Annotated in this window: 21 protein-coding genes; 8 read left to right on the top strand and 13 right to left on the bottom strand. The window is 67.6% G+C overall.

Annotated elements, in window-relative coordinates; all coding sequences use genetic code 11:
- Positions 1-174 precede the first annotated feature (174 nt).
- The 3 genes from AMYHA_RS28490 to AMYHA_RS28385 form a co-directional block, all read right to left on the bottom strand.
- Entirely contained in the window at positions 175-426 is a 252-nt protein-coding gene (locus AMYHA_RS28490; RefSeq protein ID WP_269189781.1) for a DUF433 domain-containing protein, read from the bottom strand.
- Between the two features lie 353 nt (positions 427-779).
- The gene (locus AMYHA_RS11675; RefSeq protein ID WP_034270887.1) at positions 780-1,076 is read right to left on the bottom strand and encodes a hypothetical protein; all 297 of its coding nucleotides are present in this window, start codon (positions 1,074-1,076) and stop codon (positions 780-782) included.
- A 116-nt stretch (positions 1,077-1,192) separates the two neighbouring features.
- Positions 1,193-1,384 carry an SRPBCC family protein gene (locus tag AMYHA_RS28385; RefSeq protein ID WP_407919909.1) on the bottom strand — a complete coding sequence of 64 codons (192 nt, stop codon included), beginning with the start codon at positions 1,382-1,384 and terminating at the stop codon, positions 1,193-1,195.
- 75 nt (positions 1,385-1,459) lie between these two features.
- Here AMYHA_RS28385 and AMYHA_RS28380 point away from each other — a divergent pair, with 75 nt between their 5' ends.
- Together AMYHA_RS28380 and AMYHA_RS27885 are read left to right on the top strand one after the other, a co-directional pair.
- Positions 1,460-1,777: a TetR/AcrR family transcriptional regulator gene (locus AMYHA_RS28380; protein WP_407919908.1), complete on the top strand. Its 318-nt coding sequence runs from the start codon at positions 1,460-1,462 to the stop codon at positions 1,775-1,777.
- Positions 1,778-1,783: 6 nt separating this feature from the next.
- Positions 1,784-2,098 carry a TetR/AcrR family transcriptional regulator C-terminal domain-containing protein gene (locus AMYHA_RS27885; protein WP_330760650.1) on the top strand — a complete coding sequence of 105 codons (315 nt, stop codon included), beginning with the start codon at positions 1,784-1,786 and terminating at the stop codon, positions 2,096-2,098.
- 3 nt (positions 2,099-2,101) lie between these two features.
- Here the strand turns inward: AMYHA_RS27885 and AMYHA_RS11655 are convergent, their stop codons facing one another.
- A complete protein-coding gene (locus AMYHA_RS11655; protein ID WP_051399786.1) occupies positions 2,102-3,307 on the bottom strand; it encodes a coiled-coil domain-containing protein in 1,206 nt (401 codons plus the stop codon).
- A gap of 94 nt (positions 3,308-3,401) precedes the next feature.
- Between AMYHA_RS11655 and AMYHA_RS11650 the strand changes: the two genes are divergently transcribed.
- Positions 3,402-4,571: a tyrosine-type recombinase/integrase gene (locus tag AMYHA_RS11650; protein WP_051399785.1), complete on the top strand. Its 1,170-nt coding sequence runs from the start codon at positions 3,402-3,404 to the stop codon at positions 4,569-4,571.
- Between the two features lie 56 nt (positions 4,572-4,627).
- Here the strand turns inward: AMYHA_RS11650 and AMYHA_RS11645 are convergent, their stop codons facing one another.
- The 9 genes from AMYHA_RS11645 to AMYHA_RS11605 all read right to left on the bottom strand — a co-directional run bounded on the left by AMYHA_RS11645 (position 4,628) and on the right by AMYHA_RS11605 (position 14,294).
- A complete protein-coding gene (locus tag AMYHA_RS11645; protein WP_051399784.1) occupies positions 4,628-6,586 on the bottom strand; it encodes a M48 family metallopeptidase in 1,959 nt (652 codons plus the stop codon).
- 46 nt (positions 6,587-6,632) lie between these two features.
- Positions 6,633-7,241 carry a LemA family protein gene (locus AMYHA_RS11640; RefSeq protein ID WP_034270883.1) on the bottom strand — a complete coding sequence of 203 codons (609 nt, stop codon included), beginning with the start codon at positions 7,239-7,241 and terminating at the stop codon, positions 6,633-6,635.
- 391 nt (positions 7,242-7,632) lie between these two features.
- On the bottom strand, positions 7,633-8,052 hold the full coding sequence (locus AMYHA_RS11635) for a metal-sulfur cluster assembly factor (RefSeq protein WP_034270881.1): 420 nt from the start codon (positions 8,050-8,052) through the stop codon (positions 7,633-7,635).
- Entirely contained in the window at positions 8,049-8,513 is a 465-nt protein-coding gene (gene sufU / locus AMYHA_RS11630; RefSeq protein WP_034270879.1) for a Fe-S cluster assembly sulfur transfer protein SufU, read from the bottom strand. Before sufU ends, AMYHA_RS11635 begins: the two co-directional genes overlap by 4 nt.
- Positions 8,514-8,520: 7 nt before the next feature.
- Positions 8,521-9,912, bottom strand: a complete 1,392-nt coding sequence (locus tag AMYHA_RS11625) for a cysteine desulfurase (RefSeq protein ID WP_084037099.1) — start codon at positions 9,910-9,912, stop codon at positions 8,521-8,523.
- A 75-nt stretch (positions 9,913-9,987) separates the two neighbouring features.
- Entirely contained in the window at positions 9,988-10,758 is a 771-nt protein-coding gene (gene sufC / locus AMYHA_RS11620; protein WP_034270876.1) for a Fe-S cluster assembly ATPase SufC, read from the bottom strand.
- Between the two features lie 34 nt (positions 10,759-10,792).
- A complete protein-coding gene (gene sufD / locus AMYHA_RS11615) occupies positions 10,793-12,019 on the bottom strand; it encodes a Fe-S cluster assembly protein SufD (RefSeq protein WP_084037097.1) in 1,227 nt (408 codons plus the stop codon).
- Positions 12,016-13,482 (bottom strand): Fe-S cluster assembly protein SufB, encoded by a 1,467-nt coding sequence (gene sufB, locus AMYHA_RS11610; RefSeq protein ID WP_034270874.1) that lies wholly within the window; start codon positions 13,480-13,482, stop codon positions 12,016-12,018. Before sufB ends, sufD begins: the two co-directional genes overlap by 4 nt.
- Positions 13,479-14,294, bottom strand: a complete 816-nt coding sequence (locus AMYHA_RS11605; RefSeq protein ID WP_196776875.1) for a helix-turn-helix transcriptional regulator — start codon at positions 14,292-14,294, stop codon at positions 13,479-13,481. The genes sufB and AMYHA_RS11605 overlap by 4 nt, the downstream gene beginning before the upstream one ends.
- 181 nt (positions 14,295-14,475) lie before the next feature.
- Here AMYHA_RS11605 and mptB point away from each other — a divergent pair, with 181 nt between their 5' ends.
- The 5 genes from mptB to AMYHA_RS11580 all read left to right on the top strand — a co-directional run bounded on the left by mptB (position 14,476) and on the right by AMYHA_RS11580 (position 20,550).
- Positions 14,476-16,122 carry a polyprenol phosphomannose-dependent alpha 1,6 mannosyltransferase MptB gene (gene mptB, locus AMYHA_RS11600; protein WP_196777001.1) on the top strand — a complete coding sequence of 549 codons (1,647 nt, stop codon included), beginning with the start codon at positions 14,476-14,478 and terminating at the stop codon, positions 16,120-16,122.
- Complete coding sequence (locus AMYHA_RS11595; RefSeq protein ID WP_051399783.1) at positions 16,115-17,074, top strand: ABC transporter ATP-binding protein; 960 nt, start codon at positions 16,115-16,117, stop codon at positions 17,072-17,074. Before mptB ends, AMYHA_RS11595 begins: the two co-directional genes overlap by 8 nt.
- Positions 17,071-17,883 (top strand): ABC transporter permease, encoded by an 813-nt coding sequence (locus tag AMYHA_RS11590; RefSeq protein ID WP_034270871.1) that lies wholly within the window; start codon positions 17,071-17,073, stop codon positions 17,881-17,883. The genes AMYHA_RS11595 and AMYHA_RS11590 overlap by 4 nt, the downstream gene beginning before the upstream one ends.
- Before the next feature lie 250 nt (positions 17,884-18,133).
- A complete protein-coding gene (locus AMYHA_RS11585; protein WP_157362033.1) occupies positions 18,134-19,402 on the top strand; it encodes a copper amine oxidase in 1,269 nt (422 codons plus the stop codon).
- Between the two features lie 152 nt (positions 19,403-19,554).
- Positions 19,555-20,550 (top strand): COX15/CtaA family protein, encoded by a 996-nt coding sequence (locus tag AMYHA_RS11580; RefSeq protein ID WP_051399781.1) that lies wholly within the window; start codon positions 19,555-19,557, stop codon positions 20,548-20,550.
- Positions 20,551-20,588: the final 38 nt, after the last annotated feature.

Genomic DNA, 20,588 nt, shown 5'->3' with positions numbered 1-20,588 from the left:
CACGGATTCGGTCGTCCACGATCGACACCACCGCTCCCTTGACGAGTGCCGCCTCGAACTGATCGAGGTTCCCAGAATGAGAGCACTGACCTGCGCCGCCGTTACCTCTGGCAGGTTTCGGAGCAGAACAAGTGATGGCCCCGAGGCTTTCCGATTCGCGTTCGAGCAGGACCTTCATGCCGAATGGCGCAACGGAAGGTAGCTGTCCGCATCAAGGGACGCGGCAGCGAACTCAAGTGCCTGCCGAACGTCTTCCGCTTCGAGGTCGGGATGCTCGGCCAGGATCTGCTCGGTCGACATGCCCTGGGCAACCATGTGAACGATGGTCTTCACGGGAAATCGCATGCCACGGATGCAGGGCTGACCCCCATAACCCCCGGCTGCGTGGTGATGCGATCGCGAACCACAGTTCCTCCTGGCAGCGATAGATACCGCTTCGTCATCCTAACAGCGATAAGCTGTCCGAGCCGGTCACACGCTCGGGCAGCAGCGCCGTTCTAACCAGGTCACCGCGTGACTGGCGCATTGTTGATCAACCTACCGCGCGGTGTTGTTCGCCGAACCGGATAACGCCGACATTCTCGCGCAACACCGCGCGGGTGGTTGATCAACAATGCGCCGTCATCGCTCGCTGCACGCACTGGTGTCCGGTGATGCAACCTCCCGACCTAGCCAATCTCGCAGGCTTGAACCATCAACCGCAGTCAAGAATTTGTCTCACCAATCCGAATTGACCCGAGTGTCCCTGACATGAGCGTCGATCCCACCTGCGCAGGCGATTACCAGTAGCCGAGGGCTGCGACCGCATAGGCAGCCGGAATGGGCAGCGCCAGCAACAGCCATGGCGACAGCACCCGCCACCCCATGATCAAGCGAGTTCCCGCCAGCGCGATCAGCCCCATGACGACGGAAACGCTGAGCGTTCCGAGGCTACGCCGCAACTGTTCGAGCCCTGCTTGTCCGTCAACAGTCCAAGTAGCTCCACTGGCTGCGAACAGCGAGAAGTACATGACGAAGGTAAAGAAGGAAGCACCGAGTACGACCCGCACCAACCGATGAACTTGCTCTCGGCGCACGTCAGTTCTCCCCACCTGAATTGGGCATGCGTCGCCACGCCACACCGCTATTGACCCAAACTGTACTGATAGCGCGGGCCGCACGGCGTGAAGCGGATGGTATCGGCCACCGCACGTCAACGGTCACACCGAGTCTCCAAATATGCCTTCGCGAGTCGGATCTCATCCTCCACCGCCGGTTGCAGCTTGCCTCTCAGAATCCGTTCAGCGAGCGGACGCGCCCACGGTGTGAAGTCCATCCGGACCGTCCGAACCACCCGGGTTCCTTCCTCCACCGGTTCGACCTCGAAGGTGCCAGTAAAGGTCATCATCCGGTTGGCGAGCCTGTTTCGAGGCAGCGGCGCGTTGGTGATGTCGATGCGTTTGCCAGCGGTCAGCCGGATCTGCTGCGTCCACTTCGGCGACGGCATCGCCACCCCCGGCAACTTCGGCCGGAACGCGACCTCGGTGAGATCACCGTCGCGGCGACCACACTGTTCTCGACCAAGGGTTTCGCGGCGACCTCGGTCGCCGACATCCAGGTGGCCTGCGGTTTGACCGCTGGTTCCGGCGCGCTGTACAAGCACTTCCCGTCCAAACACGCGCTGCTGTCCGAGATCGTTCGTCAGCACCTGGAGTCCATCGCCGATGGCCGTCGTGACGCCGGCACATTGCCCGACGACCCACGTGAGACGTTGGAACTGGTGGCTCCGCTGATCTGAACCGCACTGGACACCAACCGCGACCACCTACGAATCATCTTCCGCGAACTCGAGCCCTTCCCCGATCTGCTGGAACAGATGTGGCACGGCGTCAGCAGCGGGCTCTACGAGACCACGGCGGAATGGATCCGTGACGGTGTCGCCGCAGGCAGAATGACCGTTACCGACCCGGATGCGACTGCGGCAGTGCTGCTTGCCTCGCTGACCTACTACCGGATCCTGCACGCTCTGATCGGCAAGGTGCCCGGCGACGTTAGCGAGGACGCGTTCCTGACAGCATGGATCGACCACGCCATTGCCACATTGTGCGGAGGACGCTGACAATCACCGCTTAGCGTCCGCATCACCGCTTTCGGCCTGATCCGGTGCCACCGACGACTTCTGCTTCGCTTCTCGTGCAGCCAGCAGCGTGTCCACCCTGGTGTTGGCCTCGGCTAGTGCCGTGCGCAGTGATTCCACCGTGGCCTGCGCCGCCTCGGCTGTCTGTTCGGCGACGCGGCGAGCGGCGTGCTCCTCTGCCAACCGGTTCAGAGCGTCGTCGCGTTCCGCTCGCTGCCGTCGCGCCTCCTCGACCAGTTCAGCCGCCTGATCCTGGGTGCGCGCGACCTCCTTCCTGGCGTGCTCGGCCGCATTCTCCGCAGCGGCTTGCTGCGCGCGTGCCGATGACAACCGCTCCGACAACAGCGCCACTTCGGCCCGCTGCTCCCCCAGCTCGGTGCGCGCCTCATCGCGTTCCCGCCGGAGCGCGTCCCGCTCCTCGCGCAGTGCGTCCAGTTCCGCGCGTGCCGACCGCAGGGTCGCGGCGAGTTCGTCCCGCGCGTTCTCCGCCACGGCCCTAGCCGCGTCTGCCGCGCCCGCGGCCCGTTCGTGCTCGGCGACCTTCTCCCACGCCTGCTTCGTGACCGCTTCGGCCTCCGCAGTCGCTGTCGCCGCCGCCTTTTCGGCTTTCTCGCGCGCCTGCTTGTCCTCCCGCGCCTGAACCAGTGCCGCATTCCGCGCGCGTTCGCTCTGCTCGGCCCGCGCGACAGCGTCCTCTGCCTCGTTGCGCGCCGTCCCAGCCTCCTCCTCGGCCCTACGCACCTGCGCGATCGCACCCTCCTCAGCAGCCGAGAACCGCTCCCGCAGCGCCGTGATCGCCTCCACCACCGGCGTTGTCACCGCACTGAGCGACTCGCTCGCCTGCCGCAGATCCGACAACGGGTCGATGACCGCCGCTGCCTGAGCCACCCGACGCGCGCGTGACGCCGCATCAGCGTGGGACTTGCAGCAGTACGACGACGGCCGTCCGCCCTTGCGCCGGCCGTGCTGGTCCACCGGGCGCGGCGGCAACGGGTTGTCACAGCCGTCCAGCGCGCACCGCACGATCGGCTCGTCGGTCATGTCCTCGCTCATCGCGCTCTCATCGCCGCTGTCAACGCCGTCTTCGCGTTCACCCGCGTCCTCGGTGGCTCCATCGTGCTCCGCATTGCGCTCAGCGCCCGTCTGCGGCTCGTTCCCCTGCTCCGTGTCGAGATTCTCGTCCATCGTCATGTCTTCTAGTTTCGCGCACGCGATCGTGTTTTTGTTTCACGACACGCGATACTGCTCAATCTTATAGTGATTGTGCTCGGTGATAATGCCTGTTATGACCGAGCATTTGGAAGCAGGGGGCTCCCCCGGTCGCTCACTCGACCTCGCACGCGATACCAGCCGCGTTCCGGACCTCTCAGCGAGCACGCACACTGGGCTCCGAGACGCGATCACCGCAGCCGTCGAACTGCTGCCCGCGCTACCGCCGGCCGATCCCCTCGATCGCTACGGCGTCCGGCAGATCACCGTGCTGTGGCTGGAAACAGACAAAACCGAACACACTCGCCGGGCGTACTACGCGGACCTGGCGGCATGGCTGTCGTGGTGTGACCGCACCGGACTCGACCCACTGCACGCGCGCAGAGCCGACGTCGACGCGTGGAAGAACGGGCTCACCGTCACCGGCAAGGACGGCGTGCCACGGCCCGCGTCCGCGTCGACGGTCGCGCGCACGCTCGCCGGGGTGTCCAGCTGGTACCGCTACCTGCAGTCGAACGACGTCACCGAGCGCAATCCGGTCGCCGCGGTGTCGCGGCCGAAGCGCGGCAGGACGTCACCGCTACCCGCGCTGGACGGTTCGGCCGCCGCGCGGCTGCTCAACCACGTCGAACAGCGCGCGATGCGCAACGACACCGAAGCGTCCTGGCGGGATGCGGCCGTGGTGGCGCTGCTGTTCTACACGGGCGTGCGTGTATCCGCGATCACGACGGCGCGGATCGAGGACTTGGACACCGACGCCGGTCACACGATCCTGCGCTACCTCGCCAAGGGCGGGCACCGCGATCTCGTGCCACTCGCCCCCGCCGCGCTGCACCCGCTGAGCAACTACCTGCGGCACCGGGCGAACCGGCTCGGCGTGGGCGCGGACGGACTCACCGGCCCGCTGCTCGCGACGTCACCTCATCCCTACGACTCGGCGAAACCAGGCGGAAAACCGTTGAGCCAGCGCCACATCTGGCACTTGCTGCGAACCCAGGCGAAGGCGGCGGGCATCTCGGGCGCGGATGCCATCAGCCCGCACACCGCTCGGCGAACGACCGGCACATTGCTGCTCGCCAGCGACGTCCCGGTGCAGAAGGTGCAGGACCTGCTGGGCCACGCCGACATCCGCACCACCCGTGACCATTACGACGCGCACCGGCACAAGCTGGAGACGTCTCCGGTGCACGCGCTGGCGCAGCTGCTCGGCGACGCCCGTCACCGGCAGGGCGACAGCGACGGGTAGCGCCCCGAGGGCATAGGGCTGACGTCGATCACGCGACCGGAGCGGGAACGTGCCAGTTATGCCTGGCCGGGGACGGGCCCCGTCGGCCGCGCCGCCGTCGCGATCGGCGGCAGCGGCGCGTGCAGCAGCCCGCACACCGTGCGCAGCAGCTCCAGTTCGGCCACGGTCATCACGCCGTCGTGGCTGATGACCAGCACCAGGCCCTCGACGAGCCGCGCCTTGTCCTGGCCGTGCAGGCCGTCGAGCAGCGGCCAGGCCGCGTCCAGCGCGACGAGACCTTCGTCCGGCACGGCGAACGGGATCGACGCGCCGGGCAACACCCGGCCCATGCCCGCGTCGTAGGCGGCCTGCCCGGCGGCGGGGTCATCGCTGCCGATCCGGGCGAACAGCGCGAAGAGCCGCGCGACAGCATGCGCGGTGGTCTTCTCACCGAGCCGCTGCCTGCGCTCACGCCATGGCGGACGGTGATACAGCACCTCGTGCAGCTCGATGTGCAGCAGCGTGGACAGGCAGTACTCGAACACGTCGACTCTGCCGTCCGCCCTGACCAGCTCCCCGATGGTGTGCATGATCTGCCGCAGTTCCTGCGGCTCACGCCTGCGTAATGCGGAGAACGCCAGTTCAGCCAGCGGCAGCCGTAGTTCCGGGTCCAGCCCACGCAGCGCAGGGGCTTCCCGCGCCACCGCATCCACGAACGCCTGCCCGTAGCGGGCGGTCAGTGTGGCGTGCTGGTGTTGCCGCGCCTGGTCGTCGTCCGCGATGAGCAGCCCGTACACCAGCGGCACGACCGTGTCGACGCGCCGCGCCCTGTCCCGTAGTTCGGCGGGAATCCGGCTCAGCAGCTGCTGGCCCTGCTCGTACGACCCCGCCGACGGGTCACCGATCCCGGCGAGGACACTCTCCGGGCTGACCGGAATCCGCTGCGACGGTGCGGCCGCCTGGGTCGCGGCGGGTGCCTGCGGTGCCCCACCTGTCGACCCCTCGGCGAGCCCGAGCGCGGCGTCCTCGGCCATGCCATTCGGCGGCCGGGACGACCAGCGCTGATTCAGCTCGTGCAGTTCGTTCGGGTCGAAAGTCGGGTCGAGCTGCTGGATGCGCTTCGGCAACGGCGGGTGGGTTGCGAACAGCGAGGAGAACCGCCTGCCCTCCCCGAACAACATGTGGCTCACGTCGTCGGTCTTGCCGCTGCGCAGCCGTGACCCGGCGTCGAGTCCGCCGATCTTCTTCAATGCCCCCGCGATGCCGTCAGCCTGCCGGGTGAACTGCACGGCGGAGGCATCCGCGAGGTACTCCCGCTGCCGGGACACCGCTGCCTTGATCAACCGGCCGCAGAACAGCCCGATGTAGCCAGCGACGATCGCGAACAACCCGATCACCATGATCGGCGCGCCGTTGCGGCCCCTGCCGCTGTACAGCGCGATCCTGCCGACCACGGCGAGCGCGAGGATGCCGAACAGCACGCCCATCAGCCGGATGTTCAGCCGCATGTCGCCGTTGACGACGTGGCTGAACTCGTGCGCGATGACGCCCTGGAGCTCGTCGCGGTTGAGTCGCTCGAGCGTCCCGCGGGTCACCGCGACCGCCGCGTCCGCCGTGGACCAGCCCGCCGCGAACGCGTTGATGCCCTGCTCGTTCGGCAGCACGTACAGCTCGGGCACCGGCGTGCCGGACGCGATCGCGATCTCCTCGACGACGTTGCGCAGCCTGCGCAGCTGCGGGTCGGTGGTGTCCTCGGGGACATACACCCCGCCGAGTGACTGCGCGACCTTGCCACCGCCGCCGTTGCGCAGACTTAGCATCCGGAACAACGATGTCCCCACGATTACCAGCAGCATCAGCAGCGTGATCCAGAACAGCACGTTGATCGCGTTGCCCGCACCCTGCTCGTACAGCCCGAGCAGGAAGAACGCGGCGGCATCCACGACGACGATGATGCCGACGACGGCGGCGATGAACAGGAACACCAGGCGCGCGGACACCTTGCGCACCTGGGTCTGACGCTCGAAGAAATTCATAGACTCAGATCCGGCTGGTGGGCTATGACGGTCTCAGCGGCGCGAATCAGAACGACACCTCGGGCGCCTCCCGCATCTCCGGCCGGTCCACCTCGAGCAACGCCGCTTCCTTGAAGCCGAACATGCCGGCGAAGATGTTCGACGGGAAGACCTCGCGCTTGTTGTTGTAGGCCATCACGGAGTCGTTGTACGCCTGACGGGCGAACGCGACACGGTTCTCGGTCGAGGTCAGTTCCTCGGAGAGCTGCATCATGTTCTGGTTCGCCTTGAGGTCCGGGTAGCTCTCCTGCAGCGCGAACAGCCTGCCCAACGTCTGGGTGAGTGCGTTCTCCTGCTGGCCCAGCTCGTTCATCGCGTTCGGGTCGCCAGGATTCTGCCGCGCCGCATCCTGCGCGTTGACCGCACCGGACCGCGCCCTGATCACCGCGTCCAACGTCTCCCGCTCGTGCTTCATGTAGCCCTTGGCGGTCTCGACCAGATTCGGAATCAGGTCGTGGCGCCTGGTCAACTGGACGTCGATCTGCGCGAACGCGTTCTTATAGGCGTTGCGGCGCTTGACCAGCCCGTTGTAGGCCGAGATCGCGACGAACACGAGTATCACGACCAGCAGGATGATCACGCCAAGAACGATCCATCCGACGACACCCACGAGCATCCCTCCTCACCAGCGATGGTTCCGGCCCCGTTCGGGCCGATTCCCGTGCCAGCCAGCATACTCACCGTGACAGCGAGCGGAACGGAAACCGCCGAACCGGTGATTCCAGATTTCAGGTCACCGATGAGACAGATAGCTTTCGTCGTCACTTGACGTTCAGGAGGTGCCAGGCATCACGCGCGGCGTCGCGGTTTCGTGCTTATTGGTCTCCAGCACACCCGTCAGGTAGCGGCACGAGCGTGGCACACAACGTCTCGAACGCACGACACGCCGCCGTGACTGTCAGACACGGCGGCGTGAGTGCAGGACACAACGTCCTGGATGTCAGACACGGCGGCGTGAGTGTCGGACACGGCGCCATGGGTGCAGGACACGAACTCCCGCGGGAGGACTAGACCGTGAAGCCGAGGGCGCGCAGCTGTTCGCGACCGTCCTCGGTGATCTTCTCCGGCCCCCACGGCGGCATCCAGACCCAGTTGATCGCGTAGTCGTCAACGACACCGGAGCTGCCGCACAGCACCGACCTGGTCTGATCCTCGATGACGTCGGTCAGCGGGCAGGCCGCCGAGGTCAGCGTCATGTCGATGGTCGCGGTGTTCTCCTCGTCCACCCGGATGCCGTAGACGAGGCCCAGGTCGACGACGTTGATGCCCAGCTCGGGGTCGACCACGTCGCGCATGGCCTCTTCGACGTCCTCGACGGCCGCCACGCCACCACCGGCAGCCGACTCGGACTGCTCCGGCAGGTCGGCGGCGGTGCGCCCGGCACGCGGATCGGTCTGTTGCGGCGTCTCAGTCTGGTTCTCTGTCACTGCACTTCAACTCCCTGTGCGGCTCCTGCCACTCCGGCACTGGCAAGGGCGGCCTTCAACGCCATCCACCCGAGCAGCGCGCACTTCACCCGGGCAGGGTACTTGGCGACACCGGCGAACGCGACGCCGTCGTCGAGCACCTCTTCGTCCGGCTCGACCGTGCCGCGTCCCTGCATCAGTTCAACAAAGGCGTTCATCGTGGCCATGGCCTGCTCGACGGTGTTGCCGACGACGAGGTCATTCAGCACCGACGCCGATGCCTGGCTGATCGAGCAGCCTTGGCCGTCGTAGGAGACGTCGGTAATGGTGTCGCCGTCGACGTGCACCCGCAGCGTGATCTCGTCCCCGCAGGTCGGGTTGACCTGAAACGACTCGCCGTCGTACGGATCCCGCAGACCACGACCATGCGGGTTCTTGTAGTGGTCCAGGATGATGTCCTGGTACATGCTTTCCAACTGCATGGACTACCTATCCACCCGCCTGTCCGTTACCGGCGCCGCCAGCGTCGTCCTCGCTTACACCGAAGAAGCGCCGTGCCTCGCGCACGCCAGCGACGAGCGCGTCCACATCGCTTAGCTGGTTGTACAGATAGAACGACGCACGCACGGTCGATGGAATTCCCAGCGCCCGGTGCAGCGGCCACGCGCAGTGGTGCCCGACGCGCACCGCGATGCCGAGGCTGTCGAGCACCTGGCTCACGTCGTGCGGGTGCACCCCGTCGACCACGAACGACACCGCGCCACCACGGTCGTGGACGTCGCCGTCCGCCTCGATGCCAGGCCCGATGATCCGCACACCGTCGATGGCGCTCAGCCCGGCGACGGCAGCCCTGGTCAGCTCATGTTCATGCTTGGCGATGTTGTCTATGCCGATGCTGTTCAGATACCTGACGGCCGCGCCGAGGCCCACTGCCTGCGACGTCATCGGCACGCCGGCCTCGAACCGCTGCGGCGGCGGCGCGAAGGTGGTCTGTTCCATCTTGACCAACTCGATCATCGACCCACCGGTCAGGAACGGCGGCATCGCTTCGAGTAGTTCCCTGCGCCCGTAGAGCACACCGATGCCGGACGGGCCAAGCATCTTGTGCCCGGAGAACACCGCGAAGTCGACACCCAGCTCATGGAAGTTCACCGGACCGTGTGGCACCGACTGGCAGGCGTCCAGCAGCGTCAGCGCACCGACCTCGCGTGCCTTCGTCACGATCTGGCGCACCGGGTTGATGGTGCCCAGCACGTTCGACTGGTGGGTGAACGCCACTAGCTTGGTGCGCTCGGTGATCAGCTCATCGATGTTCGACAGGTCGAGCCTGCCGTCCGCTGTGACGCCGAACCAGCGCAGTGTCGCTCCGGTGCGCTGGCACAGCTGCTGCCACGGCACCAGGTTCGCGTGGTGTTCCATCTCGGTAATGACGACTTCGTCGCCCTTGCCGAGGGTGAAGCGTTCCATCTCGGGGCCGGCCGTCGTGGCGTTGCTCATCGCGTAGGCGACCAGGTTCACGCCCTCGGTGGCGTTCTTCGTGAACACCACCTCACCGACATCGACCCCGACGAACGCCGCGATCGCCGCGCGAGCGTCCTCGTAGGCGTCGGTGGCTTCCTCGGCGAGCTGGTGCGCGCCCCGGTGCACGGCCGCGTTCGCCGTCTCGAGGAACTTGCGCTCCGCGTCGAGCACCTGGCGGGGACGCTGCGACGTCGCTCCGGAGTCCAGGTACACCAGCGGTTTCTCGTCGCGCACGGTACGGGTCAGGATCGCGAAGTCTGCGCGCAGCGCGGCCACGTCGAGCGGCGCATCAGCCGGAGCAGTCGCGGCCGAACCGGGCGTCACGCTGCCCGTCTCACCCGGCGTCGTGCTCGTGGTCATGCGCTGCCTCCTCTCGGGTGCGGGTCGTGAGTGTTGATCTGGGTTCTAACCCTGATCCGCACTCACGACGGGTCGTTAGATACGAGCCGGTTCCGGCTTCCCGATGTACTTGACGTAGCCGTTCTCCTCGAGCTCGTCCGCGAGGTCCTTGCCGCCGGACTCGGCGATCTTGCCGTCCGCGAACACGTGCACCACGTCGGGCTGGATGTGCTTGAGGATGCGGGTGTAGTGCGTGATCAGCATGACGCCGATGTCGGTGGACTCGGCCACTTCGTTGACCGACTGCGAGACCACCCGCAGCGCGTCGACGTCGAGGCCGGAGTCGGTCTCGTCGAGCACGGCGAACTTCGGCTTGAGCAGCGCCATCTGCAGGATCTCGTGGCGCTTCTTCTCACCGCCGGAGAAGCCCTCGTTCACGCTGCGGTCGGCGAACTCGCCGGAGATCTCCAGCTTCGCCATCTCCTCCTTGACTTCCTTGACCCAGTGCCGCAGCTTCGGCGCGTCACCACGAACGGCCGTGGCCGCCGTGCGCAGGAAGTTCGACATGGACACGCCCGGCACCTCGACCGGGTACTGCATGGCGAGGAACAGCCCGGCGCGGGCCCGCTCGTCCACGCTCATCTCCAGCACGTTCTCGCCGTCGAGCAGCACCTCGCCGGAGGTCACTTCGTACTTGGGGTGACCGGCGATGGCGTACGACAGCGTCGACTTGCCCGAGCCGTTCGGGCCCATGATCGCGTGGATCTCGCCCGACTTCACGGTCAGGTTGACGCCCTTGAGGATCTCCTTGGCACCTTCGTCGGTGGTGACGCTGGCGCGCAGGTCCTTGATTTCCAGAGTGGACATGGTCGCTTCAGTTCCTTGTGTTCGTGGTGGTGGCTCAGGCAGTGGTCGCGGGTTCGGCGTTCGCCGTGTTCTCCACGGCTTCGAGTTCGGCCTCGATGGCCGCCACAAGCCGCTCCCGGACCTCGGGCACGTCGATCTTCATCAGGATCTCGTGGAAGAACCCGCGCACGACGAGCCTGCGCGCCGCGTCCTCGGGGATCCCGCGGGACTGGAGGTAGAACAGTTGCTCGTCGTCGAACCGGCCGGTGGCGCTGGCGTGGCCCGCGCCCTCGATCTCGCCGGTCTCGATCTCCAGGTTCGGCACCGAGTCGGCGCGCGCGCCCTCGGTGAGCACCAGGTTGCGGTTCAGCTCGTAGGTCTCGGTCGCCTCGGCGGCGGCGCGGATCAGCACGTCACCGATCCACACCGAATGCGCGCCATTGCCCTGCAGCGCGCCCTTGTACATCACGTTGGAGCGGCAGTGCGACACCGCGTGGTCGACGAACAGCCGGTGCTCCTGGTGCTGGCCCGCGTCCGCGAAGTACAGCCCCAGCATCTCGACGTCGCCACCGGCCTCGGCGAACCGCGCGGTCGGCGACACTCGCACCAGGTCCCCGCCCAGGGTGACCACGGTGTGCTTGAGCGTGGCGTCCTTGCCGAGCGAGAGGTGCTGCTCGGAGACATGCACCGCGTCGTCGGCCCAGTCCTGCACCGACACCACGGTCAGCTTCGCGCCCTCGCCGACGACGAACTCGACGTTGTCGGCGTAGGTGCCCGACCCGACGTGGTCCAGCACGATCGATGCGTTGCTGAACGCCTCGACCCGCAGTTGCAGGTGGCCGTAGGCCGTCTTGCCCTCGCCGGGACCGGTGACGCGCACCAGCGTGGCCTTGTCCGGCTTGGTGTCGGTGGGCACGGTGACGATGGTGGCCTCGGTGAACGAGGAGTACGCCTGCGCGGCCACCCGGTCACTGGGCGCACCGCCCACACCGAGCCGGTCATCGCCCCGGCCGACGACCTCGACCTTCACGTCGGACGCCGCGTCGACGTCGACGCTCACGGTGCCGTCGGCTTCGGCGGTGCCGTTGTGCAGGCCGCGCAGCCGCTTCATCGGCGTGAAGCGCCAGTTTTCCTCGCGGCCACTCGGCACCTCGAACGCCTCAACGTCGTAACCGGTGAACCGCTCGCCACGGGAGGCCGCCGGAATGACGGCCTCCGCGGCAGTAGCGGTGTTGGTGCCTCCAGGGCCGGCAAGCCCGGTGTTGTTTTCAGCCACCGTCACCCGACGGCTCCTTCCATCTGCAGTTCGATCAGGCGGTTGAGCTCGAGCGCGTACTCCATCGGCAGCTCGCGAGCGATCGGCTCGACGAAGCCACGCACGATCATCGCCATGGCCTCTTCCTCAGCCAGGCCACGGCTCATCAGGTAGAACAGCTGGTCCTCACTGACCTTGGACACCGTGGCCTCGTGGCCCATCGACACGTCGTCGTTGCGGATGTCGACGTACGGGTATGTGTCCGAGCGCGAGATCGTGTCGACCAGCAGCGCGTCACACACCACATTGGACTTCGAGTGGTGCGCCCGCTTGGCGACCTTGACCAGGCCACGGTAGGAGGTACGGCCACCGCCGCGCGCCACCGACTTCGACACGATCGACGACGACGTGTGCGGCGCGAGGTGCTCCATCTTGGCGCCCGCGTCGGTGTGCTGGCCCTCGCCCGCGAACGCGACCGAGAGCACCTCGCCCTTGGCGTGCTCACCGGTGAGGAACACCGACGGGTACTTCATGGTGACCTTGGAGCCGATGTTGCCGTCGATCCACTCCATGGTCGCGCCCTCTTCGGCACGTGCCCGCTTGGTGACCAGGTTATAGACGTTGTTCGACCAGTTCTGGATCGTGGTGTAGCGGCACCGGGCGCCCTTCTTCACGATGATCTCGACGACGGCCGAGTGCAGCGAGTCCGAGTTGTAGATCGGCGCGGTGCAGCCCTCGACGTAGTGCACGTAGGCGTCCTCGTCGACGATGATCAGCGTCCGCTCGAACTGGCCCATGTTCTCGGTGTTGATCCGGAAGTAGGCCTGCAGCGGAATGTCGACGTGCACGCCCTTCGGCACGTAGATGAACGACCCGCCAGACCACACCGCGGTGTTCAGCGCGGAGAACTTGTTGTCACCGGCCGGGATGACCGAGCCGAAGTGCTCCCGGAAGATCTCCGGGTGCTCGCGCAACGCGGTGTCGGTGTCGAGGAACAGCACACCCTGCTCTTCGAGGTCCTCACGGATCTTGTGGTAGACGACCTCGGACTCGTACTGCGCGGCGACACCGGCGACGAGGCGCTGCTTCTCCGCCTCGGGGATGCCGAGCTTGTCGTACGTGTTCTTGATGTCTTCCGGGAGGTCTTCCCAGCTGGTCGCCTGCTTCTCAGTGGACCGGACGAAGTACTTGATGTTGTCGAAGTCGATCCCGGAAAGGTCGGCACCCCAGTTCGGCATGGGCTTGCGCTCGAACAGCTTCAGGCCCTTCAGACGCTGCTCGAGCATCCACTCCGGCTCATCCTTCTTGTCGGAGATGTCACGAACGATCTCCTCGTTGAGCCCGCGTGTCGCTTTCGCGCCCGCGTCGTCCGAATCGGCCCAGCCGTACTCGTACTTACCGAGCGAGGCAATGGTCTCTTCCTGGGAGAGCTGTTCCCCAGGCTTGGTCTGCACCGTGGTGGGGGTGCGCTGCTCTGCAGCGGCAGTCATGCGGGCATCCCTTTCTTCGTGGATCCTGCTCTCTTGTCCCTCGGAGGATTCTGCGTATCCGTGGGCACGTGTGTGGTGCACGCGGCGTCGCCCCGTGCGATGGTCGCCAGCCGCTGCACATGTGTGCCGAGCAGCTCGGCGAATGCCGCCGTCTCGGCTTCACACAGCTGCGGGAACTCGGCGGCGACATGCGCGACCGGGCAGTGATGCTGGCACAACTGTGTGCTCGCACCGCCGACCGACTCGCGCTGCTGCCCCGTTCCCGCGGCGATTCGCTGGGTCGACGCAGCGTAACCTTCCCTCGTCAACGCGACGGCGAGGGCCTCCAACCGCGCCTGCGGGTCCGAGACCCGCATGATCGCCTCGCGGTGCGGGCCGACGAGGGATGCGACCCGATGCTCGGCGAACGCGCGGATGGCGTCCTTACCGCCGTGTTCTGCCAGGAACCGGATGGCGGCGACCGCGAGGTCGTCGTAGGCGTGGCCGAAGCGTGCCCTGCCCGCATCGGTGAGCAGGAACGACTTAGCCGGTCGTCCCCTGCCCCTGCGGACCCTGCTCGACGCGTCCCGCGTCTCAGCCTCGCCGTCGGCGAGCAGCGCATCGAGATGCCTGCGCACCGCCGTCGGGCTGATGCCGAGCTGGTCGGCGACCGCGGCCGCAGTGATCGGGCCCTGCTCCAGTAGCAGCCGGGCGACCTCGTGCCGTGTCCGGCCCTCATGTCCGGTCTGTGTGGGCACACCGACTAGCGGCAGGTCGCGGCCGCGTGCGCCGTCTCCTGTCGCCACCGTGTCGGTGCTCCCGTTCTTTTTCACAACACAAGTGTGTCGTATTTAGTCGGCGACCGCAAAGACCACCGCCCGCGAGGTGAGTGGGGTCACTCTGTTATGTGCCGGCATGCCCTTCCCGTGACGACGCCTCAGGTTGTCCTCGATAGTCTGTGGTGCTGTGGCGGTCAGTGAGCGAGAACGGCAGGCAGCAGAGCCTGAGCTCGCCCTGCCCTGGCTCGCCGACGACGGCCCCGCTCCGCTGAACGCGACCGAACTGCGCGCGCTCACCACCATCCGCAGGCTCGGCATCGTCGGCGCGCTGTTCCTCGCGCTCGGCTCACTGGGTGCCGGCGCGGTGCCGGTGATCAACCCGGCGCACGACATCCCGGTGCTGAGCCTGTTCACACGGGTGACCACGGTGTCGCTGGCGATCGCCGTAGCGGGAATGTTGCTGATGGTCATCGCCTGGCTGCTCTACGGCCGCTACGCCCGCCCCGCCCGCGCGCGGATTGCCACTCAGGCACAGACCACCCGCACCGTGGTGATGTGGCTGGCGCCGCTGACGTTCATCCCGCCACTGTTCTCCCGCGACGTCTACAGCTACCTCGCGCAGAGCGAGATCGTGCACCGCGGCCTCGACCCCTACTCCCTCGGGCCAGCCCAGGCGCTCGGCGTCGGCGACCCGCTGACCATGGGCGTGTCGAACGTGTGGCGCGAGACGCCGGCGCCGTACGGGCCACTGTTTCTCGAGCTGGGCAGCTGGATGTCCGGCATCAGCGGTAACCACATCGTGCTCGGCGTCATGCTGCAACGCGCCATCGCGCTGGTCGGTGTCGCGCTGATCCTGTGGTCGCTGCCCCGGCTGGCGAAGCGGTTCGGGGTGGAGCCGACGACGGCACTGTGGCTCGGCGGACTCAACCCGCTGCTGATCTTCCACCTGGTCGCGGGCGTGCACAACGAAGCGCTGGGCATCGGCCTCATGATGGCCGGGCTCGAACTGGGGCTGCGCAGGCTGCCAATCAGGGTGAAGGGCGACTCGACGCCGCCGCTGGCACCCGGCGAACTGCGCTATATCGCGTTCGGCGCGACGGTGATGACGCTCGCCGCCGCCGTCAAGATCAACGCGGCGCTCGCCCTGGGGTTCTTCGGAGTGATGATCGCCCGCCGGTGGCACGGCAGACTCAGCGACCTCGCCCGCGCAGCGGCGGGGCTGACCGTCATTTTCGTCACGGTGATGGTGGCGGTGTGTCTGGGCACCGGGCTCGGTTTCGGCTGGATCGGCGCGCTCGGCACACCGGGCATGGCGCGCACGCTCATCTCGCCCGCCACGCTGCTCGGCTATCTCACCGGCGGCGTCGGCATCGGGTTCGACCTCGGCGTGCACACCCACGCCGTCATGGACATCCTCAGCCTGCTCGGCCTGCTGGCCGCCGCCGTCATCACGCTGCACCTGCTGTGGCGCAGCTTCCACTGGCAACTCCGACCGATCATCGGGCTCGGCGTGGCGATGGCCGTGGTCATGGGCCTGCACGTGGCGCTGCACCCGTGGTGGATGCTGTGGGCGGTGATCCCGCTGGCCGCCGCGGCAGGGACATCCCGCTTCCGGGTAGCGGCCACCATCGGCAGCGCCGTCCTCGCGGTCGTGATCACGCCCACCGGCAGCCCGTTCGACGGCAGGAGCTTCGTGCTGCCGCAGGCGTACCTCGCCGCCATCGTCGTCACGGTGCTCGCCCTGCTCGTGGTGCGCCGCACCGTGCCGTTGTTCGCCCGCGCACCGATCCCGCCCATGCCGCGGCGGGATGGCTCGGCTACGAACACGGAACCGGCCACAGCCGTCACGACGGGAAGTTCTACCCTTGACAGTCGTGAGTGAGTCCCCCCAGCGCGCCGATGGCGACAGCCGTGAGCCCGCGCTCGCTCTTGCGGGACTGACCAAGCGCTTCGGCACCACCACCGCCGTCAACGGCATTGACCTGCACATGCCACGCGGCCAGCTGCTCGCGCTGCTCGGCCCGAACGGCGCTGGTAAGACCACCACGATCGAACTGTGCGAAGGGTTCCTGCGCCCAGACGCCGGCGCCGTGCGGGTGCTCGGGCACGACCCGGTCGCGGCGGGCGCCGCGCTGCGCCCGCTGATCGGCGTGATGCCACAGGGTGGCGGCGCGTACCCCGGCATCGGCTGCGCTGAGATGCTGCGGCTGGTCGCCAGTTGCGCCGCACAGCCACTCGACGTCGACTGGCTGCTCGACGTCCTCGGCCTCAGCGCGTGCGGGCGCACTCCGTTCAAGCGACTCTCCGGCGGTCAGCAGCAGCGGCTGTCGCTGGCCTGCGCCATCGTCAACCGGCCGGAACTGGTGTTCCTCGACGAACCGACGGCTGGCATGGACCCGCAGGCGCGACGGCTGGTGTGGGAGCTGCTGGCGGCGTTGCGCGCCGACGGTGTCAGCGTCCTGCTGACCACGCACCTGATGGAGGAGGCCGAGACACTCGCCGACCACGTGGTGATCATCGACCACGGCGAGATCGTCGCATCCGGCTCGCCCACCGCGCTCACCAACGGCGACCCGGAAAACACCCAGATGCGGTTTCGCGCGCGGGCAGGCCTGGACACCCGACTGCTCGCGGCCGCGCTACCGGAAGGCTATGTGGTGCGCGAAACCTCACCGGGCAGCTACCGGGTCGACGGCAGCGTCGACCCGCAGGTGATCTCGGCGGTGACCGCGTGGTGCGCGCAACAGGGTGTGCTCGCCGAGCAACTACAGGTCGGCAAACGCGATCTGGAGGACGTCTTCCTGGAACTGACCGGACGGGAGCTGCGCGCATGACCGACACTCCCCCGCGTTTCGCACCAGGCACGTTCGCACCCGCGCCGGGACGCGGCAGCATCCCGCGGATGTTGTTCACCCACGCGCGGGTGGAGACACTGCTGACGCTGCGCCACGGCGAGCAGATCCTGCTGACGCTGCTGATCCCCCTGGCGTTGCTGGTGGGCCTCACGCTGCTTGACGTCCTGCCGATGGGTGACCTCGTCGCCGCCGACGGGTCCTCGGTGGCGAAAGTGGACTGGGTCACGCCGCGCATCCTGGCGCTCGCGGTGATGTCGTCGGCGTTCACCGGGCAGGCGATCGCGCTGGGCTTCGACCGCCGCTACGGCGTGCTCAAACGACTCTCCGCCACCGCGCTGCCCCGGTGGATGCTGGTGACCGGCCGGATCGTGGCGGCGCTGGTTGTGGTCACCGCGCAGGTGCTCGTGCTCGGCGGAGTCGCGGCGCTGCTCGGTTGGCAGCCAGCGCTGTCCGGGGCGCTGATGGCGGTCCTCCTGCTGGTCATCGGCACGATCTGTTTCGGAGCGCTCGGCGTACTACTCGGCGGCGCGCTGCGGGCGGAGATCGTGCTGGCGCTGGCGAACATCGCGTGGTTCGTGCTGCTGCTCGCTGGCGGCATCCTGCTCGCGCCCGCCGCGCTGCCGGACGCCCTCGCCGTGGTGGTGCGGCTACTGCCGTCCGGCGCGCTGGCCGAGGGGTTGCGTGCGGCGCTGGTTGACGGCACCACAGCGTGGGCAGAGCTCGGCGTGCTCGCCGCGTGGGGTGCCGGGGCCGGCACGCTGGCGAGTAGGACGACCAAGCTGTCCTAGGTGGCACCCGGCTGATCTTGAGGCGAAATGGTCGCTCGAACAGCCAAACGGTCTCAAGATCCACTCGCGGTGAGCGGGCCTTCGTGATCGGCGTTCAGGCTGACGGACGTATCCCGGATATCGGTCGCGACGAAGATGGATCGTCCCGCGACCAATCCGGCGGTGGGCGGGCAGCGAAGTACCTGTGAAGTCACGTTTTGCCGCCAAACCGAGCGCGGCACTTCGCAACCATCTTCGTAGGGATTACGCAATGCGTCCTCTGACCAAGAGTGTTCGAGTTACCGCTGTAGCGGCCGCGCTGGCCTTGGGCCTCGCGGCATGCGGCGGGACAGACACCTCCGACGACAACACGACACCCCCCTCGCCGACCGCGGAGGCGCAGGAGGGCAACCTGCCGACGGCGGTGAGCACCGGCGATCCGTTCGCTGACGCTCGCACCGCGGCTTCTCACATGCCGATGACGGCGCAGGCACTGGCGACCGGCATCAGCGAGGCAACCGACATGAAGGGCGACGTCGGCTCCGATGCGGCGAACCTGCGTGCCGGCCTCACCGAGGTCCTGCAGGAGCACGTCTATCTCGCGGGCATCGCGGTCGCGACCGCCTACCACGCCGGTCCTGACTCCGATGAGTTCAAGGCCGCCGCCTCGACTCTCGACGAGAACTCCAAGGCCGTTGCCGCAGCCGTCGGCTCGGTCGCCGGTGAGGACAACGAGAAGACCTTCCTGCAAGCCTGGCGTTCGCACGTCGACGACTTCGTGTCCTACGCGGTCGCGGCCAAGGGTGGCGACGAGGCAGGCAAGAAGGAAGCCCTGAACAACCTCGCCGCCTACGAGAAGACCTCCGCTGAGTTCTTCGAGAAGATCACCGACGGTGCGCTGCCCGCCGATGCGGTCGAAGGCGCATTGGGCAAGCACGTCAAGACGCTGTCCGGCGCCATCGACGCCTTCGCGTCCGGTGACGGCAAGGCGTTCGACAAGCTGAAGGCCGCTGCCGACCACATGCCGATGACCGCCAAGGCGCTCGCCGGTGGCATCGACAAGGCCGCGGACATCGACGGCAACCCGAACAGCCCCGCGTCGGAGCTGCGCTCCGGCCTGACCGGTCTGCTGCAGGGCCACGTCTACCTGGCCAGCGTCGCGGTCTTCACCGCCTACACCGCTGGTCCGGACAGTGCCGAGTTCGAGGCCGCCGCTGGCGAGCTCGACGAGAACTCGGTCGAGCTGTCCAAGGCGGTCGGCTCGGTCGCCGGTCCGGACAACGAGAAGACCTTCCTGCAGGTGTGGCGTTCGCACATCGACGACTTCGTGTCCTACGCGGTTGCTTCCGCGGGTGACGACGAAGCAGGCAAGAAGGAAGCCCTGTCCAACCTGGACGACTACCGGTCCACCGCTGGTGGCTTCTTCGAGGAGATCACCGGCGGCGCCGTTCCGGCGGACGCCGTGGCCACCGAGCTGAAGAAGCACATCGAGACGCTCGCTGGTGCGATCGACTCGCTGAAGGCAGCCCTGGTCAAGTAGTCAGTACTGTTCCAGCAGAACGTGCCGCCCGGTCACCACGACCGGGCGGCACGTTTCGTTGTGCCATCCGGCGTGGCTGTCACGGCGTGGCCTCGCCCACCTCTCGCTACCCCGCACCGTCGCGTGGCCGCCACGCGACATACCATCGTCAAGTGCGTTTCGCCCGACTTCGTTCGTGGTCAGAACCCCTGATCGCCCGACTGCCGCGCCCATCCAGTGCGACGCAGCAGGCGCTCGGGCTCGCCGCGGTGGCTACCCAGGCCGGGATCGGCGTCACCGGGTCCGTGGTCCGGGTGACCGGCTCCGGGCTTGGCTGTTCCACGTGGCCGCAGTGCCACAAGGGCACGATGTTCCCCGTCGAGCACGCCGAGTACGAGACGCTCAACCAGTGGATCGAGTTCGGCAACCGGATGCTCACCGGGATCGTCGGGCTCGTCGCGATCGCCTGCGTACTCGCCGCTTGGCGGCTGCACCTCGAAACGGGCAACCGCCGCAGGCCGCTCGGCCTCGCGCTCGCCGTGCTCGGCGGCACCGGCATGCAGGGTGTGCTCGGCGGCATCACGGTGCGCATGGAGCTGCTGTGGTGGACCGTCGCGATCCACTTCCTCGCCTCGGCGGTGCTGGTGTGGATCGCGGTCCTGCTGCTGCACGCCTTCGGCGAGGGCGACGCCGGGCCTCGCTGGCACGTCGGAGACACCGGACGTCGGCTGCTCGTCGCGCTGGTCGCGGCACTGGCCGGCGTGCTCACGGCTGGCACGTTCGTCACCGGAGCGGGGCCGCACGGCGGCGACCCGGAGACGCCCCGGCTCGACGTCCCCATCGCGCTGCTCACCAAGATCCACGCGGGCGCGCTCGTGGTCTTCCTCGGCGTGCTGGTGCTGATCGGCCTGACTTCGCTGCGCACGGCCGCATCGGCCCGGTTCACCCGGCGCTACGCACTGCTGTGGCTCGCCGCGCTGGGCCAGGGCGCGCTCGGCTCGGTGCAGTACGAGCTCGAAGTTCCCGAGCCGCTCGTCTCGCTGCATGTGCTCGGCTCGGCGCTGGTCGTCATCGCCACGGCGGCGCTGTGGTGCTCCGCGAGGGATCGCGGCGCGCCGGCCTCGGTGGGCGCGGAGCCCGCTGCGGCCGCGGCCGTCCGCGCTGAATGACGCATTCGCTGCGGACCTGCTGAAGTTGATCAGGGACC

Origin of the sequence: Haloechinothrix halophila YIM 93223 (assembly GCF_000504245.1) — a bacterium.
Taxonomy (GTDB): Bacteria; Actinomycetota; Actinomycetes; order Mycobacteriales; family Pseudonocardiaceae; genus Haloechinothrix_A; species Haloechinothrix_A halophila.
This window is presented reverse-complemented; position numbering and strand designations above follow the sequence as displayed.

Bases quoted from the DNA above. Each gene is read 5' to 3' on its own strand.
- sufC (WP_034270876.1), bottom strand. From the start codon at position 10,758: ATGTCCACTCTGGAAATCAAGGACCTGCGCGCCAGCGTCACCACCGAC.
- AMYHA_RS11650 (WP_051399785.1), top strand. From the start codon at position 3,402: ATGACCGAGCATTTGGAAGCAGGGGGCTCCCCCGGTCGCTCACTCGAC.
- AMYHA_RS11625 (WP_084037099.1), bottom strand. From the start codon at position 9,912: ATGACCACGAGCACGACGCCGGGTGAGACGGGCAGCGTGACGCCCGGT.
- AMYHA_RS11585 (WP_157362033.1), top strand. From the start codon at position 18,134: ATGCGTCCTCTGACCAAGAGTGTTCGAGTTACCGCTGTAGCGGCCGCG.
- AMYHA_RS11590 (WP_034270871.1), top strand. From the start codon at position 17,071: ATGACCGACACTCCCCCGCGTTTCGCACCAGGCACGTTCGCACCCGCG.
- AMYHA_RS28385 (WP_407919909.1), bottom strand. From the start codon at position 1,384: ATGACCTTTACTGGCACCTTCGAGGTCGAACCGGTGGAGGAAGGAACC.
- AMYHA_RS11645 (WP_051399784.1), bottom strand. From the start codon at position 6,586: ATGAATTTCTTCGAGCGTCAGACCCAGGTGCGCAAGGTGTCCGCGCGC.
- sufU (WP_034270879.1), bottom strand. From the start codon at position 8,513: ATGCAGTTGGAAAGCATGTACCAGGACATCATCCTGGACCACTACAAG.
- sufB (WP_034270874.1), bottom strand. From the start codon at position 13,482: ATGACTGCCGCTGCAGAGCAGCGCACCCCCACCACGGTGCAGACCAAG.
- AMYHA_RS11655 (WP_051399786.1), bottom strand. From the start codon at position 3,307: ATGACGATGGACGAGAATCTCGACACGGAGCAGGGGAACGAGCCGCAG.
- AMYHA_RS11640 (WP_034270883.1), bottom strand. From the start codon at position 7,241: ATGCTCGTGGGTGTCGTCGGATGGATCGTTCTTGGCGTGATCATCCTG.